Origin of the sequence: Asticcacaulis biprosthecium C19 (assembly GCF_000204015.1) — a bacterium.
Lineage (GTDB): Bacteria > Pseudomonadota > Alphaproteobacteria > Caulobacterales > Caulobacteraceae > Asticcacaulis > Asticcacaulis biprosthecius.
This window is the reverse complement of the sequence record NZ_GL883077.1, coordinates 1,479,479-1,493,719: the sequence shown is the minus strand read 5'-3', so window position 1 is coordinate 1,493,719 and position 14,241 is coordinate 1,479,479. Positions and strand designations below refer to the sequence as shown.

General features: G+C 60.2%; 18 protein-coding genes. 11 read left to right on the top strand and 7 right to left on the bottom strand.

The annotated features are described in order from the left end of the window. Positions 1-115: 115 nt before the first annotated feature. A complete protein-coding gene (locus tag ABI_RS07115) occupies positions 116-778 on the bottom strand; it encodes a J domain-containing protein (protein WP_040308675.1) in 663 nt (220 codons plus the stop codon). A gap of 66 nt (positions 779-844) precedes the next feature. On the opposite strand from ABI_RS07115, the gene ABI_RS07110 reads away from it, so the two are divergent. Together ABI_RS07110 and ABI_RS07105 are read left to right on the top strand one after the other, a co-directional pair. Beyond that, complete coding sequence (locus ABI_RS07110; protein WP_040308674.1) at positions 845-1,135, top strand: BolA family protein; 291 nt, start codon at positions 845-847, stop codon at positions 1,133-1,135. Between the two features lie 52 nt (positions 1,136-1,187). Further along, entirely contained in the window at positions 1,188-2,492 is a 1,305-nt protein-coding gene (locus ABI_RS07105) for a TadE/TadG family type IV pilus assembly protein (RefSeq protein ID WP_006272209.1), read from the top strand. Here the strand turns inward: ABI_RS07105 and ABI_RS07100 are convergent, their stop codons facing one another. After that, complete coding sequence (locus tag ABI_RS07100) at positions 2,493-3,422, bottom strand: polysaccharide deacetylase family protein (protein ID WP_006272208.1); 930 nt, start codon at positions 3,420-3,422, stop codon at positions 2,493-2,495. Between the two features lie 139 nt (positions 3,423-3,561). Between ABI_RS07100 and ABI_RS07095 the strand changes: the two genes are divergently transcribed. Beyond that, on the top strand, positions 3,562-3,945 hold the full coding sequence (locus ABI_RS07095; protein WP_006272207.1) for a hypothetical protein: 384 nt from the start codon (positions 3,562-3,564) through the stop codon (positions 3,943-3,945). 3 nt (positions 3,946-3,948) lie between these two features. Here ABI_RS07095 and ABI_RS07090 read toward each other — a convergent pair whose 3' ends face one another. Next, positions 3,949-4,314, bottom strand: coding sequence for a hypothetical protein (locus ABI_RS07090; protein WP_006272206.1), 366 nt, complete (start codon positions 4,312-4,314; stop codon positions 3,949-3,951). Between the two features lie 163 nt (positions 4,315-4,477). Between ABI_RS07090 and ABI_RS07085 the strand changes: the two genes are divergently transcribed. Together ABI_RS07085 and hppD are read left to right on the top strand one after the other, a co-directional pair. Continuing rightward, a complete protein-coding gene (locus ABI_RS07085) occupies positions 4,478-5,692 on the top strand; it encodes an aromatic amino acid transaminase (protein ID WP_211211126.1) in 1,215 nt (404 codons plus the stop codon). Between the two features lie 19 nt (positions 5,693-5,711). Then, positions 5,712-6,752 (top strand): 4-hydroxyphenylpyruvate dioxygenase, encoded by a 1,041-nt coding sequence (gene hppD, locus ABI_RS07080; protein WP_006272204.1) that lies wholly within the window; start codon positions 5,712-5,714, stop codon positions 6,750-6,752. 236 nt (positions 6,753-6,988) lie between these two features. On the opposite strand, the gene ABI_RS07075 is transcribed toward hppD, so the two are convergent. Next, the gene (locus ABI_RS07075; protein ID WP_006272203.1) at positions 6,989-7,765 is read right to left on the bottom strand and encodes a molybdopterin-dependent oxidoreductase; all 777 of its coding nucleotides are present in this window, start codon (positions 7,763-7,765) and stop codon (positions 6,989-6,991) included. 1 nt (position 7,766) lies between these two features. Next, on the bottom strand, positions 7,767-8,366 hold the full coding sequence (locus ABI_RS07070; protein ID WP_157138736.1) for a cytochrome b/b6 domain-containing protein: 600 nt from the start codon (positions 8,364-8,366) through the stop codon (positions 7,767-7,769). Positions 8,367-8,596: 230 nt separating this feature from the next. On the opposite strand from ABI_RS07070, the gene ABI_RS07065 reads away from it, so the two are divergent. Both ABI_RS07065 and ABI_RS07060 read left to right on the top strand, forming a co-directional pair. Next, positions 8,597-9,061, top strand: coding sequence for a DUF4442 domain-containing protein (locus tag ABI_RS07065; protein WP_006272201.1), 465 nt, complete (start codon positions 8,597-8,599; stop codon positions 9,059-9,061). Positions 9,062-9,127: 66 nt separating this feature from the next. Then, positions 9,128-9,889, top strand: a complete 762-nt coding sequence (locus ABI_RS07060; protein WP_006272200.1) for a hypothetical protein — start codon at positions 9,128-9,130, stop codon at positions 9,887-9,889. On the opposite strand, the gene ABI_RS07055 is transcribed toward ABI_RS07060, so the two are convergent. Further along, complete coding sequence (locus ABI_RS07055) at positions 9,886-10,515, bottom strand: glutathione S-transferase N-terminal domain-containing protein (protein WP_006272199.1); 630 nt, start codon at positions 10,513-10,515, stop codon at positions 9,886-9,888. The two genes, ABI_RS07060 and ABI_RS07055, sit on opposite strands and share 4 nt — an antisense overlap. Before the next feature lie 108 nt (positions 10,516-10,623). On the opposite strand from ABI_RS07055, the gene ABI_RS07050 reads away from it, so the two are divergent. From ABI_RS07050 to ABI_RS07035, 4 genes are all read left to right on the top strand, one after another. Further along, on the top strand, positions 10,624-11,220 hold the full coding sequence (locus tag ABI_RS07050) for a hypothetical protein (RefSeq protein WP_006272198.1): 597 nt from the start codon (positions 10,624-10,626) through the stop codon (positions 11,218-11,220). Between the two features lie 209 nt (positions 11,221-11,429). Next, positions 11,430-11,876 carry a DCC1-like thiol-disulfide oxidoreductase family protein gene (locus ABI_RS07045; protein WP_006272197.1) on the top strand — a complete coding sequence of 149 codons (447 nt, stop codon included), beginning with the start codon at positions 11,430-11,432 and terminating at the stop codon, positions 11,874-11,876. Next, positions 11,873-12,490, top strand: a complete 618-nt coding sequence (locus ABI_RS07040; RefSeq protein ID WP_006272196.1) for a DUF4166 domain-containing protein — start codon at positions 11,873-11,875, stop codon at positions 12,488-12,490. Before ABI_RS07045 ends, ABI_RS07040 begins: the two co-directional genes overlap by 4 nt. After that, positions 12,480-13,568 carry a saccharopine dehydrogenase family protein gene (locus tag ABI_RS07035; RefSeq protein ID WP_006272195.1) on the top strand — a complete coding sequence of 363 codons (1,089 nt, stop codon included), beginning with the start codon at positions 12,480-12,482 and terminating at the stop codon, positions 13,566-13,568. Before ABI_RS07040 ends, ABI_RS07035 begins: the two co-directional genes overlap by 11 nt. Here ABI_RS07035 and ABI_RS07030 read toward each other — a convergent pair. Further along, positions 13,565-14,113, bottom strand: coding sequence for an outer membrane beta-barrel protein (locus ABI_RS07030; protein ID WP_006272194.1), 549 nt, complete (start codon positions 14,111-14,113; stop codon positions 13,565-13,567). The genes ABI_RS07035 and ABI_RS07030 overlap by 4 nt on opposite strands. Positions 14,114-14,241 lie beyond the last annotated feature (128 nt).

Genomic DNA, 14,241 nt, shown 5'->3' with positions numbered 1-14,241 from the left:
GCGATCGGGTGAGGGGCATTCAGAGGCCGGAGCGCGCCGAAGACGCCCCGCCCCCTAACCTCTCCCCGCCTGCGGGGAGAGGGGATGTCAGCGACATCCCTTCCCTCATCGCGAATTAAGTAAGATTCATTTTCTTCAAGACCTTATAGGCCTTGATGACGCGCTGGAGCTTATCCTCGGCGGAACGGTCGCCACCGTTGTTATCCGGGTGGCAACGCTTCAGCAGCTCTGTGTAGCGCACGCGCACGACCTCAGCCCCAACCCCAACCTCCAGGTCCAGGTCGGCAAAGGCCTGACGCTCGATCTTGCCGTACTGGCGCTGAACCGGAGCGGCTTCGTCACGCTTGGGCGCTGCCCCGGCGCCGAACACCGAATGCGGATCGTAGAACCCCTTGGAGGTCGTACCCTTGGCGGAGATATTGGCCGCCTCACGCGACAGGCGCGATGCCCGGAACGCCCAGGTCGGCCGGCCGCCGGTCATGATGGCTTCACGGTGGCTACGGGCTTCCCCCTCGCTCATACCGGCGAAGAAGTTCCAGTTCTTGTTATATTCCGACGCGTGAGCGACGCAGAAATTATAGTACTCGTTCATCATCTCGCGCGATTTGGGCGCACGCGCCGTCGCAGCCTTATGGCACTCCGGCCACTCGCACGGTTTCTGACCGGGCTTGAGATGCAGCACATCATCTTCAGGCCGACGCACATGCTCCTCACCCTCCTTGGGCGGACGAATGCGCATGTCCATGAATTTGGGCTTGTACTTAAATCCTTCGCTCATATGATGAAGATTACCTTGAAAACTTAACAAAACATCGAATATCTACACGGCGAAGAGGGCCGAATTATGGGAAGTGTCGCGGACCGCATCCGATCGAAGCTCGAACAGGCCTTCACGCCACAGCGTTTGGAGATTCTCGACGACAGCGCCAAACATAGTGGACATATGGGCGCGCGTGAAGGGGGCGAGAGCCATTTTTCCGTTGTGATCGTCTCAAATCGCTTTGAAGGGCTGGGTCGTGTGGCACGTCAGCGTCTGGTCAATGCCGAACTGGCCGAGGAACTGGCGGGTCCGGTGCACGCCCTAGCCTTGAAAACCCTTACCCTGTCTGAAGCGAACGCCAAATCGAACGGTTGATTAAGCTGTTTGTGGCATGCTCCCGCCTTACCAAAGGGCTGGGGCGCAAAAGGTGCTACACGGACTGAAGCGATTCTTCCGCGATACGCGGGGCAATGTCATCATGATTATCGGCCTGGCCCTGCCGGTCGTGTTCCTGGCGATTGGCGGTGCCGTCGACTTCAGCCGCGTCATGCAACTGAAAAAAGAACTGCAGGACGCCGCCGATGTCGCCAGCGTCGGTTCGGTCGCCGTCAACTCCTATGCCTACAAGGCCAACACGAAGGGCCACAGCAGCTTCAAGACCGGAGAAAATCAGGCGCTGGCCATCTTCAACTCCAACGTCAAGAAGCATAACGACCTGAACAACATTAAGGTCAAGGCTAAGATCAAGAAGCAGTCAACCAACCTAGTGTCCGAAATTGGTGTCACAGCCGACTACCGCCCCTACCTGCTGGGTCTGATGGGCATGAACACGATGCCGATCACCATCAAATCGACCTCGTCCTCGACCTTCCCGCCCTATATCGACTTCTACCTGCTGCTGGACAACAGCCCGTCCATGGGTGTCGGGGCGACTACCAAGGATATCGACACCATGGTGGCCAATACATCGGACAAGTGCGCCTTCGCCTGCCACCAGATGGATAAGGCGGGCAATGACTACTATGCGCTGGCGAAGAAGCTGAAGGTAACGACCCGCATCGATGTCGTGCGTCAGGCGACCCAGAACCTGATGACGACGGCGAAGAACACCCAGACCCTGACCGATCAGTACCGCATGGCCATCTACCACTTCGGCATGGCGGCGGATCAGATCGACTCCAAAAATCCGGCACCTTATGAGGTGAGCGCGCTGACGACCAACCTCAGCACCTCGGCAAGCAATGCCGCCAAGATCGACCTGATGACCATTCCCTATCAGAACTACAACTCGGACCGTCAGACCAACTTCCCGTCGTACCTGTTGGGGATGAACAAGGTGATTCCGTCCTCGGGCGATGGGTCTTCGTCATCCAAGCCGCAACAGGTGCTGTTCTTTGTCTCCGACGGCGCCAATGACGGCTATGATTGCGCCTATTCCAACGGCGCCTCTTGCCGGCGCATCTCGCCGCTGGACACACCCCAATGCAAGGCGATGAAGGCCCGAGGGGTCAAGATCGCGGTGCTTTACACCACCTATCTGCCTCTGCCGACCAATGCCTTCTACAATTCGCACCTTGCCAAGTACGTGTCGCCGACATCACAGCTGGCGGCAAAGATGCAGGAATGCGCCACGGAAGGCCTCTATTTCGAGGTCGGCCCAAATGAAGGCATATCCGAAGCCATGAACGCCCTGTTCGCCAAGGTTATTTCCACGGTCCGGATTTCATCCTGATTACTGGCACATGCCCATGATCGGGCCGACATCGTTCAGCGACGCGATAGAGCCGTCATAGAGGTTGATGCCCTTTTCCTGCGCCACGCGCTCCAGCATCGAGCCCTGCGCTGCCTTGGGTCCGCTGAAGTCATAGGCCGGATCGCTTTGCGCCTGCTCCAGCGTCACATATTCCGCGCCTTCGGTATCGAAAGCTGTCAGAACCTGCGGCAGCATCTCGCCGGTGAAGGCGCCGATGTGGATCAACATGACATGCTGAATCTCGCGGCCATAGATCTTTTGCGACAGGCCCCTTGCCCGTTTCACCGACGCCACGACATCGCTGAGGTACTTTTCACGTAAGGTCGCCACCGCCGCCGTATCGCCCTTGGCGGCGCAGCGGGCATAGGCGTCGGTATAGGCCCAGTCATTGAAGCTGATGGTCACATCGGCGACCTTGTAGCCCTTGTCCTTGACGTACTGCATGATCTCGCCATGGCTGGCGTCGCTGCCCGCATTGAGGAACGGAAAACGCAGCCAGTGCCAGTCGGCATCGCCCATATAGGATTTAAGGATCGGTTCATTGCCCTCGATATCGCCTTTGAAGGCGGCCACCGTATTCTGCGAGGCGTTCATATGGGTGAAGCCATGATTGCCCAGCGGATGACCGGCCGCCCGCCACGCCGCCAGAACCGTCTCGCTCCCCGGATCCTGCGTCAGGCTCATGCCGTTGATAAAGCCCCAGGCCTCGGTGACGCCGTGCGCCTTGAAGGCATTGAGGAAGTTGTCAGCCACCTGCTGGCGCGTCGTGCCCGGCGGCAGGCCGCCATGCACGGTCAGGTCATCGACCGTGATCGACACCTGAAACTTCGCCGTGTCGCCGGCCCAGGCCGAACCGCAAGCAAACATCATAACGGCCGCGCCGGCGGCCAAAATTCGGGAAAAGCGCATCGGTGTCTCCTCAGGTTCAGCTCTGAAGGGCTGTTGCGGCGACAATGCCGCGCTTTGTTGACACCGGCAAGCGGCCGATTTGCCAATTCAGGGTTTCAATTGTAGTCATTTGCCATCCACAGAGCTTGGGAGGGCTCCAATGAACGGTAATGTGTTCCTGCGCACCAGTGCGGTATTTCTGTGCATCGGTATCGGTATAGGCGTCTACATGGGCGCCACTCACGACTTCGTCCAGGCGCCGACCCATGCGCACCTGAACCTGGTCGGTGGCGTGTGGATGTTCCTGGCAGGACTGTTCTACAACGCCCACCCGCAGGTCTCAAAACGCCTGACCACCATCCATTATGCTTTGTCGGTCCTAGGCCTGGCCCTGTTCATCCCAGGCGTCTACGGCGCCCAGATTCAGGCGCCGTGGTACGAACCGGTCGTCGGCATCGGCTCTGTCCTGACGGCCGCCCAGATCCTGATGTTCACGGTTTTGATCTTCCTGGCCACTGGCAAGAAGACCGCGCCGGCGGAGTAGCCCTTAAGCTGCGCGGGTGGCGCTGGTAAACTTATCAGCCGCTGCCCGCGTTACGTCTTCCAGTTCGGCAAAACGATCCGGATTCTGATCGTGGAAGACGAAGCACGTCTTGCTGGTCGACAGCCGCTTCAACGCCTCGGGCACAACCAGGTCGCGGCCTTCGCGCGCCGCCAGGGGCGGCAGGTAGTAGGACACGTTGTTGCCGGTCAGGCGCACCGAACCGAACCATATCGGGTCCTTGGAGTTCATGATTTCGCGCGGCACGTTCAGGGTAAATTCGCCCAGCGCATCCTTGCCAATCTGCATCGCCGGCGCAGCACGCACCATCAGCCCACGCAGGGCGATATAAAGCGGATAATGGTCAGACATTGTACGATTCCTGTATTGAAGCCCGTTTCACAGGCTTTTGACTCTGGAATATAACGGCAAAGTCCAAAAAAAATTCCAAACGCGGCCGTTTCCGATTGCCAGAATGTCGATGCAGGTATAGTTTCATTAGATACAATAACATTCGCAACGACTGGTGCCCTCGATGAGTCCCGCCATAGGTTCTGATAGCCTGGATATCCGCCCTGCCCCCGGCCTGATGGACACCCTGGCCGAGCAACCCTTGGATCCGATGCTGATGGTGTTGCACCTTTTGCGCAACGATCCGCGCCCGAACAAGATTGACCTCGGTATAGGGGTCTATCGCGACGACACCGGTCACACCCCGATCCTGGCTTCGGTCAAGGCTGCCGAACGTCACTTGATCGAAACCCAGACCAGCAAGGACTATCTCTCTCCCGAAGGTGATGCCGGTTTCGTCGCTGCCCTGGCGCCCATCGTGCTGGGACCGAGCACGGATGACGGCACCATGTGGGGTATGCAGACGCCCGGCGGCACCGGTGCCCTGCGCCTGGCAGCCGCCCTCCTCCACCGCACCAATCCGGACTGCCGCGTCTGGATCGGCACCCCGGGCTACGTGAACCACGCCATGCTGATGCAGGCGGCGGGCCTTGCTGTTATTGAACACCCCTTCTTCGACAAGCCGACACAGACGCTTCTGTTCGACGCCATGATGTCGGCTCTGAACGAGGTCCGCCGCGGCGACGCTATTGTGCTGCAGTCGGGCTGCCATAACCCGACCGGCGTCGAGTTCAGCCACGACCAGTGGCGCGCTCTGGCCGCCTTTCTCAACGAACGCGGCGTGGTGCCGGTGCTCGACATGGCCTATCAGGGGCTGGGCCAGGGCCTCGACGAAGACGCCTGGGGCCTGCGCCATGTCCTGGCCCATGTGCCCGAAGCCCTGGTTTGTGTCTCGGGCTCAAAGAATTTCGGCCTGTACCGCGACCGCGCCGGCGCCCTGTGGGTCCAGGGCAGCAACCCGACCAGCGTCCGCCGCGCCCGCACCAATCTGAATCTGATGGCCCGCACCCTGTGGTCGATGCCGCCCGATCATGGCACCGCCGTTGTCCGCATTATCCTGACGACGCCGCAACTGGATGCCCAGTGGCGCAGCGAGCTGGATGTGATGCGGGATCGCCTTACCGGCCTGCGCCATGATTTGGCCACGGCCGTACCCGAATTTGAGACCGTAAAGAGACAGTCCGGCATGTTCAGTCTGCTGCCGCTCGATCGCGACCAGGTCACCCGGTTGCGAATCGAGCACGGCATCTACATGGTGGAGTCTGGCCGTATCAACATCGCCGGTTTGAACCAGGGTAACCTGCCGGTGTTCGCGAGCGCCTTGCGGTCCGTTTTGTAAGAACCTGATGGAGACGGTGATGAATACACCTGTTAATCCCTTGGGTCTGGACGGATTCGCCTATGTCGAATTCACCGGCCCCGATTCCGCGACTATGGCGCAGCAACTGGAGTTGCTGGGCTTTACCGCCGCGGCGCGCCATCCGTCGCTCGATATCGTCCTATACCGCCAGGGCCGTATCCGCTTCGTGGTCAACCACCTGGCCACGCCGCACGCCCGCACCTTTGCCGCCGAACACGGTCCGTCGGCCAGCGGCATGGCCTTCCATGTCAAGGACGCGGCGAAAGCCTACGACCTGGCGCTGAAAAGTGGCGCGCGGCCCGCCACGGCCGCCGGGCTGCGTCCGGAGTTTGTGCTGGAAGGTATTGGCGGCTCGCTGCTGTACCTGGTCGATGGCGACCCTTTCGCCGGCTGGGCGCCAATTCCTGGCGCGGATGAGGCTGAAGCCAGGAACAGCGTCGGTTTCGACCTGCTCGATCATCTGACTCACAATGTGAAGCGCGGCGAGATGCGCACCTGGTCGGAATTCTACCGCCAGATCTTCGGCTTCGAGGAGCAGAAGTACTTCGACATCAAAGGCCAGGCGACAGGCCTGTTCAGCCAGGCGATGATCGCCCCCGACGGCGCCATCCGCATCCCGCTGAACGAAAGCCAGGACGACGCCTCGCAGATCGAGGAATTCCTGCGCCAATACAATGGCGAAGGCATCCAGCACATCGCCCTGAACACGCCGGACATCTATGCCACGGTGGAAAGCTTGCGCGCTCGCGGGGTGAAGCTACAGGACACAATCGACACCTACTACGACCTGGTCGACAAACGTGTGCCTGGCCACAGCGAGGACCTGGAACGCCTGCGCAGGAACCGTATCCTGATCGACGGCGACACCGGTGACGAGGGCATCCTGCTGCAGATCTTCACCGAAAATACTTTCGGGCCGATCTTCTTCGAGATCATCCAGCGCAAGGGCAATGAAGGTTTTGGCAACGGCAACTTCCAGGCGTTGTTCGAGTCGATCGAACTCGATCAGATCCGCCGCGGGGTCATAAAAGTCGCCTGATCCGTATGGTTAAGACGGTGATTCCCCACCACATATAGGGGTGAACAACGCGGCAACACGGCGATGTCAGTGATTCTTACACGGTTTGTTTCCGCACCGTTCAGACGGGCAGCGGAATCCCGTTAACTCTTTCCTTCTCCTCCCTGGGGAGCGGGGTGGCCCGTGCCATGGCGAGCAAGCGAGGCCCCCTACAGGCCGAAGCGCGTCGAGACGGAGGGGTCCTCTTTCCGGTATCTCTAACTGCCGCCGAACCAGTTATAGCCCTGGTCTTCCCAGAACCCACCGGGATGATCATTGGTCACGAAAATCTCGGTGATGTGCTTGGGATTCTTGTACCCGAGCTTGGTCGGCATGCGCAGCTTCATGGGGAAACCATACCAGGTCGGCAGGGTCTGGCCTCGAAACGTAAACGCAAGGATTGTCTGGGCGTGCAGGGCTGTCGGCATATCGATCGAGGTATGATAGCCGTCAGCGCATTTGAACCCGACATATTTGCACGTCACATCGGCGCCCACACGCTTGAGGAAATCGGAAAACACCACTCCGCCCCATTCGCCGATGGCGCTCCAGCCCTCGACGCAGATATGCCGCGTGACCTGGCTGACCTGCGGCAAGGCATAAAGCGCCGGCAGATCCCACGCCCGCTTGTCGGCGATCTTGCCTGACAACTGCAGCCGAAAGCTCTCCGCGTCGACCTGCGGGACCTTGGCCAGGGGATAAAAAGCGTTGAAAGGAAATGGATTGGCAATTTCGGATCGCGGATATTCCGGCGCCATATCGTTCGGATCGAACAGCGCCGCCTGGGCGTCGTCATTGAAACGCGAAATCCGCTCCAGGATCTTTTTGATCGACTGTTCGTCGCGGATCAGAATGCCGGTGGCGAGCGACAACCCGCCGAGCGTCAGAAGATTGCCGAGCAACCGGCGCTTGCCTGGGTCCTTGAGCAGCCCGTCGGCCTCCTTCAGGATGGCGTCCTTGTCGCGTTCGACTTCAGGCGGAAGTTGACCGTTCATCTCAGCGTCCCCACAACATGGCTTTGATCGTCTTCGGCACCAGCAGCGCCATGACGACGTGGACAACAATAAACCCGCACATCACCACCATGGCGATGAAATGGATCAGGCGCGCCCCTTCATAATCCCCCAGCACGGTACGCAAGGTCGGGAACTGCACCGGCTTCCACAGCACCAGGCCGGAGCAGATCAGCACGACGATATCGAGCATGACGAAGAGATAGACAGCCTTCTGGACGTAGTTATAGACGCGCAGGTCGGCGTGGCTCAACTTGCCGGTAAAGGTGTCCTTCAGGTCGCGAAGGATACCGCCCGGCGACACCGGCCAGAACTGGCGCTTCCACCGGCCGGTAAAGGTTGCCATGACCAGATAGAAGAAGGCCGTCGCCCACAACAGCCACATGGCCGCGAAATGCCACATGATACCACCGCCCAGCCAACGTCCAAGAGTCACCTGCGGCGGAAACTTGAAGCCCATAAAACCGGTAGCGTTATAGATCTGCCAGCCGCTGAGAATAAGGATGATGACGGCGGCCGCATTCAGCCAGTGCACCATGCGCAGCCACCACGGATGGATGGACGTCCTGTCGATTTCCTGCATCATCCCTCCGCAAACATGGCCTTCACCTTCCTTATACCGCCCCGTTTTACCGGGAGCGGGGCGCCCCGTGGCGTGGATCATTTGCGGCCAGCAAATGAGACGGTGGGGGATTTGGCCCGCAGGTGTCCGAGCCATTTTAAATCCATAACACTATACGCTCCACAACGAAATCGGGTTACACGGCTTGAATTTTGTACCGTTTTGCATATTAATGACCATGGGAGGTGCCCATGGCCCGTGCAAAACTGTTCCGGATGATCAACTGGTATCCACCGATGCTGGGCGCCGGCATCAAGGTGATCGATACCAATGCCGATGTCACCTCGATCACGGTTGAGATGAGGCTGCGCTGGTGGAACAAGAACATCGTCGGCACGCAGTTCGGCGGTAGCCTGTACATGATGTGCGATCCGTTCTTTATGGCCATCCTGATGACCAATCTGGGCCGCGACTATATTGTCTGGGACAAGGCGGCCTCGATCCAGTTCCTGAAACCGGGACGCAAACACGTCCGCGCCATATTTCACATTCCCCACGAGGAAATCGCCCGCGTCCGCGCCCTGGCCGATGCCGGAGAGAAGGTGACGCCGGAATACGAGGTCGACATCATGGACACCGACGGTACCCTCATAGCCCGCGTCCGCAAGGTGTTGTATGTCCGCCGCAAACCACCAAAAGGTGAAAAAGCCGCCTGAGTTTCGTTTCCAGACTTCAGTGAACATGGTAGCGTCACGTCAAAGAGGGCCAAAGGGGATCCTGCCATGAAACGCTTATGGGTTTTGGGATTTCTGGCGACGGTGGCCGCCTGTTCGACCAAGCCACCCCCGCCTGTCACCACGCAACCTCCGCCCCCGCCGCAGACCGCCCCCAAGGCCGTCGAGGCGCGCCTGTACCATGATGAGGCCGCGGCGCTGAAAGCGTTTCCGAAATACGCCCGGCGCGACGGCAGCACACTGACCCTCAGCTATGACGGCCGCGACGGCGTTCGCCTGACCAGTTCGCCGAAAACCGACTGCGAAGGCTGGGAAACCTGCAGCCTGTGGACCTTGGCCGGGATCGTGATGCTGGATGATGGCGCCGTCATCGTCGTCCGCCGCGAACACGGCGAAGGCGACAACTACGTCCTGTTCGATCGCAAGGGCGACCGTCTTTGGTTAAACGGCCCGCCCAGCGTATCGCCCGACCTCCGGTATGTCGCCAGTGGACAGTTGGCCTCTATTATTTCCAGGTCGTTCACCGAGATCACCGACTGGAAGGCTTCTCCCAGGCTCACCCAGCAAAGCGAGACTTCGTGCCAACCCCTTGCATGGCACGATGCCACCCGGCTGAGGCTTCAGTGCAATCGCGATGACGACGGCGAAACACCGCCCTTCGATGCCGAAGCCACTTTGAAAAATGGCGCCTGGCAACTGGTATCTGCCCAGCCCGTCTTGCCGTTCAAGCCACGCCAGGTCCGGACCGCGGCCGAGCGCGCCGAACTTGCAACGTGGGAAAAGAAGATCGGCGTCGAGGTCCTTCCTTAGGGCAGGGCAAAGCCCTTCTGCACCGCCGGACGCTCACCGACCCTATCGAGCCACGCCAGCACATGCGGATGCTTTTGCACCATCGGTTCGACATGGTCCTTGACCCGCGTGCGGTATTGCGAAATCCATGGCCAGATCGCCATGTCGGCAATCGTATAGTCGTCACCGCCGACATAAGGGGCCTCCGACAGACGCTTGTCGAGCACGCCCATCAAGCGTTCCGCTTCCTTGGCATAGCGTTCGACACCCTTGGGCGTCTGCTCCTTGTCGGACACAACCCACCACCCCAGTTGGCCGAACATCGGCCCCAGGCCGCCCATTTGCCACATCAGCCACTGGATGGCGGTATAGCGCGCCGCGCCCGAAGCCGGCAGGAACTGGCCGTACTTGTCTGCCAGATAGATCATGATGGCGCCGGATTCGAACAGGCTCAGCGGCCCGCCTTCGGCTTCGTCGTCAACGATGGCCGGGATCTTGTTGTTGGGCGAAATCTTGAGGAAGTCCGGCGCGAACTGCTCGTCCTTGCCGATATCGATCGGGTGGATATCGTAGGGCACGCCCAGTTCTTCCATCAGGATGGTCAGCTTGCGTCCATTGGGGGTGCCCCAGGTGTACAGATGGATCATGATCGGCTCCTCTCACTTGCCGTTTGAGATGGGAGCGACCGGCGCCAGGGCAATAGGTCTTGCCAAATTTACCCCCAGGCATCACGATAGTGCATTCGGGGGCTATCCATGACAACCATCCACGATCCCAGTTCACCTGTCGCGCGCGAGGTGCTGAGCAACGAACGGTTGCTGTGGCAAGGCCGGCCCGGCCAGGGCATCCGCTTCAGCCCTGCGGATGTCATGATGATTCCGTTCAGCCTGTTGTGGGGCGGTTTCGCCTTCTTCTGGGAATTTGGTGTCCTCACGGACCTTTGTTTCGACATCACCAATCCCTTCGCGGCCTTGCCCGTCAGCTTCTTCGCCCTGTGGGGCATACCGTTCTGCCTGGTCGGCCTCTACATGATCATCGGCCGCTTTTTCTACGACGCCTTTGTCCGGGCTGGTACCTTTTACGGCGTCACCGACCAGCGCGCCCTGGTGGTGCGCGGCGGCAGTGTCACCGCGCTGAACCTGGCCAGCCTGGACCAGGTCAATATCCGCGAGTCGCGCAGCGGCAAGGGCACCCTGACCTTCGGGCCAGACAACGCCTTTATGCCGACGGGTATGGGACGCGGCCGTGGTCAGGCGCCGGTGGTGGCCTTTGTCGGCATCGCCGAGGTCCGCCGGGTCTACCGCCTGATCGAAGAAGCCCGCGCTGCCCTGCGCTCCGGGTCTCGGTTCTAGGTATTGTAATTCTGATGCCGCGCAGCGGCCTTACTTATGCAAGTTCGGAACCGCGAATGAACGCGAATAAGCGCGAATGAGAGAGCGCCAAGGGCGCTCAGGCGTAGTACCGGGTTTCTCAATCGATCGAGACGACCAGGAATATTCGCGTTTATTCGCGTTCATTCGCGGTTCCAAATCTTGAAGCCGGGCCGCTAAGCGGCAGGTTCATGCACATTCTGACGGCGTTTTGCCGCATTGCCGCGGGTGATAGCAGTGCTAAGCTCAACCCCATGAGCGAGGGGGCACCGATTCAGTTGGTTTACGACGGCGACTGCCCGTTCTGCATGGCGTCTGCCCGTATGGTCCGAATCAAACAGGCCGTAGGCTCGCTGCAGATTCTCAATGCCCGCGAAATTGCCGGCACACCACTCGGCGACGAAATCGCCGCCCACGGCTTAGATTTGAACCAGGGTATAGTCGTCAAGTTCGAAGACCGCCTCTATCATGGCGAAGACGCCCTGCACCTCCTGGCCATGATCGGTTCGGACCGGGGCTGGCTGAACCGGCTGAATGTCGCCCTCTTTCGCAACAAGGCAACCGTGGCCCTCTTCTATCCCGCCATGAAGGCGATCCGCCGGCTGATGCTGAGGCTCAACGGAAAGCAGCCGATTTGAAACCGATCTTCGCCAAGGCCTTCGGCGACCAGTGGGGCGCCCTGCCGGCACCGCTGAAAGCCCACTACGCCAACCGGCCCTTTACCCGCGACGTCGTCACCCACGAAGGCGCGCTCGATATCACCCTGTCGCCGGTCATGCGTCGCTTCGCCTGGCTGCTGAAACTGGGCGGCCTGCTGGCGCCGTTCGAAGGCAAGGCCGTGCCGGTCACCGTCTACACCCGCAGCGATCCCGCCTCTGACAGCTATATCTTCGAACGCCATTTCTTCCCGCCAAACCGGCCGCCCCATGTTTTCAAGTCAGAACTGATCGTCACCGGCCCGCACGAGGTCATCGAATATTTCCGTTTCGGCGGCGGCTGGAAGGCCGACTACAGCTTCGAAGACGGTAGGGTCTTAATCCGCCACAAAGGCTTTACCTGGCGACTGTTTGGCCGTCACATCCCCCTGCCCGGCCTGCTGAAATACCTGTTCGGTACCGGAGTTGCCTGGGAGACCGCCATCGACGAAAGCAGTTTCGCCATGCAGACCGCCCTCACCCACGCCCTGCATAGAGGGCCCTTGATCGGCTATGCCGGGGCTTTCCGTATTACAGAGGTGAAGCTTGACGGGTGAAGTTCTGGTCCTGGGCGGCTACGGCAATTTCGGCAAGCGCATCTGTGCCGGACTGAACCGCCACGGTGTGCCCGTCATCATCGCCGGCCGCGACACCACCAAGGCTGAAAAACTGGCCGCCTCCTTGGCCCATGCCCGTGGCCTCGCCGTCGATATCCGGCGCGACCTGGCCGCCATCCTGGAGCGTGAAAAGCCCACGGTCGTCGTCCATACATGCGGCCCGTTCCAAGGTGCGGGCTTTGACGTGGCGCGTGCCTGTATCAAGGCCGGAGTCGCCTATATCGATCTGGCCGACGGCCGAGACTTCGTTCGCGATTTCGTGGAACTTGATGCCGAAGCCAGGGCAGCCGGCGTGCCTCTGATCACCGGCGCCTCGACCGTTCCCGGCCTGTCCTCAGCGGTGATCGAACACTACCGCCCGCAGTTTGTCAGCGTCGAAAGCCTCGACTACGCCATCACGCCGGGCCAGAAGACCGAACGCGGCCTGGCCACGATTCGCGCCATTCTCAGCTATGTCGGTAAACCGCTTCAGCCCTTCGCCGGCCATCCGAAGGCCTTTGGCTGGCAGGACATGCGATCCTGGACGTTTCCAGTTTTTGGGAAGCGCTGGCTGGCCAATTGCGACATCCCCGATCTCGACCTGCTGCCGGAGGCTTACGGCATAAGGGATATTCGCTTCGGCGCCGGCGTCGAGCTCGGCTTTATGCAGTGGTTTCTGTGGCTGCTGTCCTGGCCGGTGCGCTGGGGCTGGCCGCTGAATTTGCCTGCTGCCTCCGGTTTACTCCTGACCGTCAGCCGATGGTTCGACGTCTTGGGAAGCGACACCGGCGGCATGTATATGCGTCTGCGCGGCATGGGTCACGACGGCCAACCGCTGCAAAAGACCTGGACCATTGTCGCCGAAAACGGCGACGGCCCCAATATCCCATGCATCCCGGCCATCGTCCTGGCGCGGCGTATCCACGAAAAAGGCTCCGGCGTCGAAGCCGGAGCCTATCCTTGTGTCGGCAAAATCAGTGTGGAGGACTACCTCGCGGAACTGGAGTCCTTTGCCGTCAAAACATTCGAAGCCGATTAGAACTTGCGGCCGATCGTCACCGAGACCGCGTCGACGTCGCCGTCATCGATCTGATAACGCGAGACATCGCCACGAACGACATAGTTGCCGCTCGTGCTGGTGTACTTCACGCCGACGCCGAAAGCAGCACCGTCACCGCTGGCGCTTTCCGAATAGCCGCCCGCGCTCGCCTTGATCTGGGTCTTGGCGTAGCCGACCCGGCCCGTCAGAGCCAATTGGTCATCAATCGGCATTTCGCCAGTCAGAAAGGCGCCGATAGCGTATTCCAGCTTGGTGTCGATGTCGAAACCGCCGAAGTCGACAGTGTCCTCGTTGAGGCCGATGCCGGCTTCGAATTCAGCGCCAAAATACGCGTTGAACTTGGTGCCGACGCGGGCCGTCAGGACAGCATAGGAGGTGTCGATATCGGCGACATTGGCGCGTGTCAGGCCCACTTCGACGGTTATATTGCCGGGCGTGGCGGCGGCGGCTTCATCGGCCGAAGCCTGGCTGGCGCAAACAAGCGCGCACGCGGCGACAGCCGCGCTGAGCAGAACTTTATACATAGGAATTCCCCTACCTCGAATCGCGCAAGATCGCGCAAATCCCAGCTAGTCGCGTCAAATAACGATTTCAAGCTGACAGATGCACGACAGCAGAGGACGGCTCCCGAATGTGTCAGTTTCGACACATA

Bases quoted from the DNA above. Each gene is read 5' to 3' on its own strand.
- ABI_RS07085 (WP_211211126.1), top strand. From the start codon at position 4,478: ATGAGTCCCGCCATAGGTTCTGATAGCCTGGATATCCGCCCTGCCCCC.
- ABI_RS07050 (WP_006272198.1), top strand. From the start codon at position 10,624: ATGACAACCATCCACGATCCCAGTTCACCTGTCGCGCGCGAGGTGCTG.
- ABI_RS07100 (WP_006272208.1), bottom strand. From the start codon at position 3,422: ATGCGCTTTTCCCGAATTTTGGCCGCCGGCGCGGCCGTTATGATGTTT.
- ABI_RS07045 (WP_006272197.1), top strand. From the start codon at position 11,430: ATGCACATTCTGACGGCGTTTTGCCGCATTGCCGCGGGTGATAGCAGT.
- ABI_RS07070 (WP_157138736.1), bottom strand. From the start codon at position 8,366: ATGCAGGAAATCGACAGGACGTCCATCCATCCGTGGTGGCTGCGCATG.
- ABI_RS07110 (WP_040308674.1), top strand. From the start codon at position 845: ATGGGAAGTGTCGCGGACCGCATCCGATCGAAGCTCGAACAGGCCTTC.
- ABI_RS07090 (WP_006272206.1), bottom strand. From the start codon at position 4,314: ATGTCTGACCATTATCCGCTTTATATCGCCCTGCGTGGGCTGATGGTG.
- ABI_RS07115 (WP_040308675.1), bottom strand. From the start codon at position 778: ATGAGCGAAGGATTTAAGTACAAGCCCAAATTCATGGACATGCGCATT.
- ABI_RS07055 (WP_006272199.1), bottom strand. From the start codon at position 10,515: ATGATCCATCTGTACACCTGGGGCACCCCCAATGGACGCAAGCTGACC.
- ABI_RS07075 (WP_006272203.1), bottom strand. From the start codon at position 7,765: ATGAACGGTCAACTTCCGCCTGAAGTCGAACGCGACAAGGACGCCATC.
- ABI_RS07030 (WP_006272194.1), bottom strand. From the start codon at position 14,113: ATGTATAAAGTTCTGCTCAGCGCGGCTGTCGCCGCGTGCGCGCTTGTT.
- hppD (WP_006272204.1), top strand. From the start codon at position 5,712: ATGAATACACCTGTTAATCCCTTGGGTCTGGACGGATTCGCCTATGTC.
- ABI_RS07060 (WP_006272200.1), top strand. From the start codon at position 9,128: ATGAAACGCTTATGGGTTTTGGGATTTCTGGCGACGGTGGCCGCCTGT.
- ABI_RS07095 (WP_006272207.1), top strand. From the start codon at position 3,562: ATGAACGGTAATGTGTTCCTGCGCACCAGTGCGGTATTTCTGTGCATC.
- ABI_RS07065 (WP_006272201.1), top strand. From the start codon at position 8,597: ATGGCCCGTGCAAAACTGTTCCGGATGATCAACTGGTATCCACCGATG.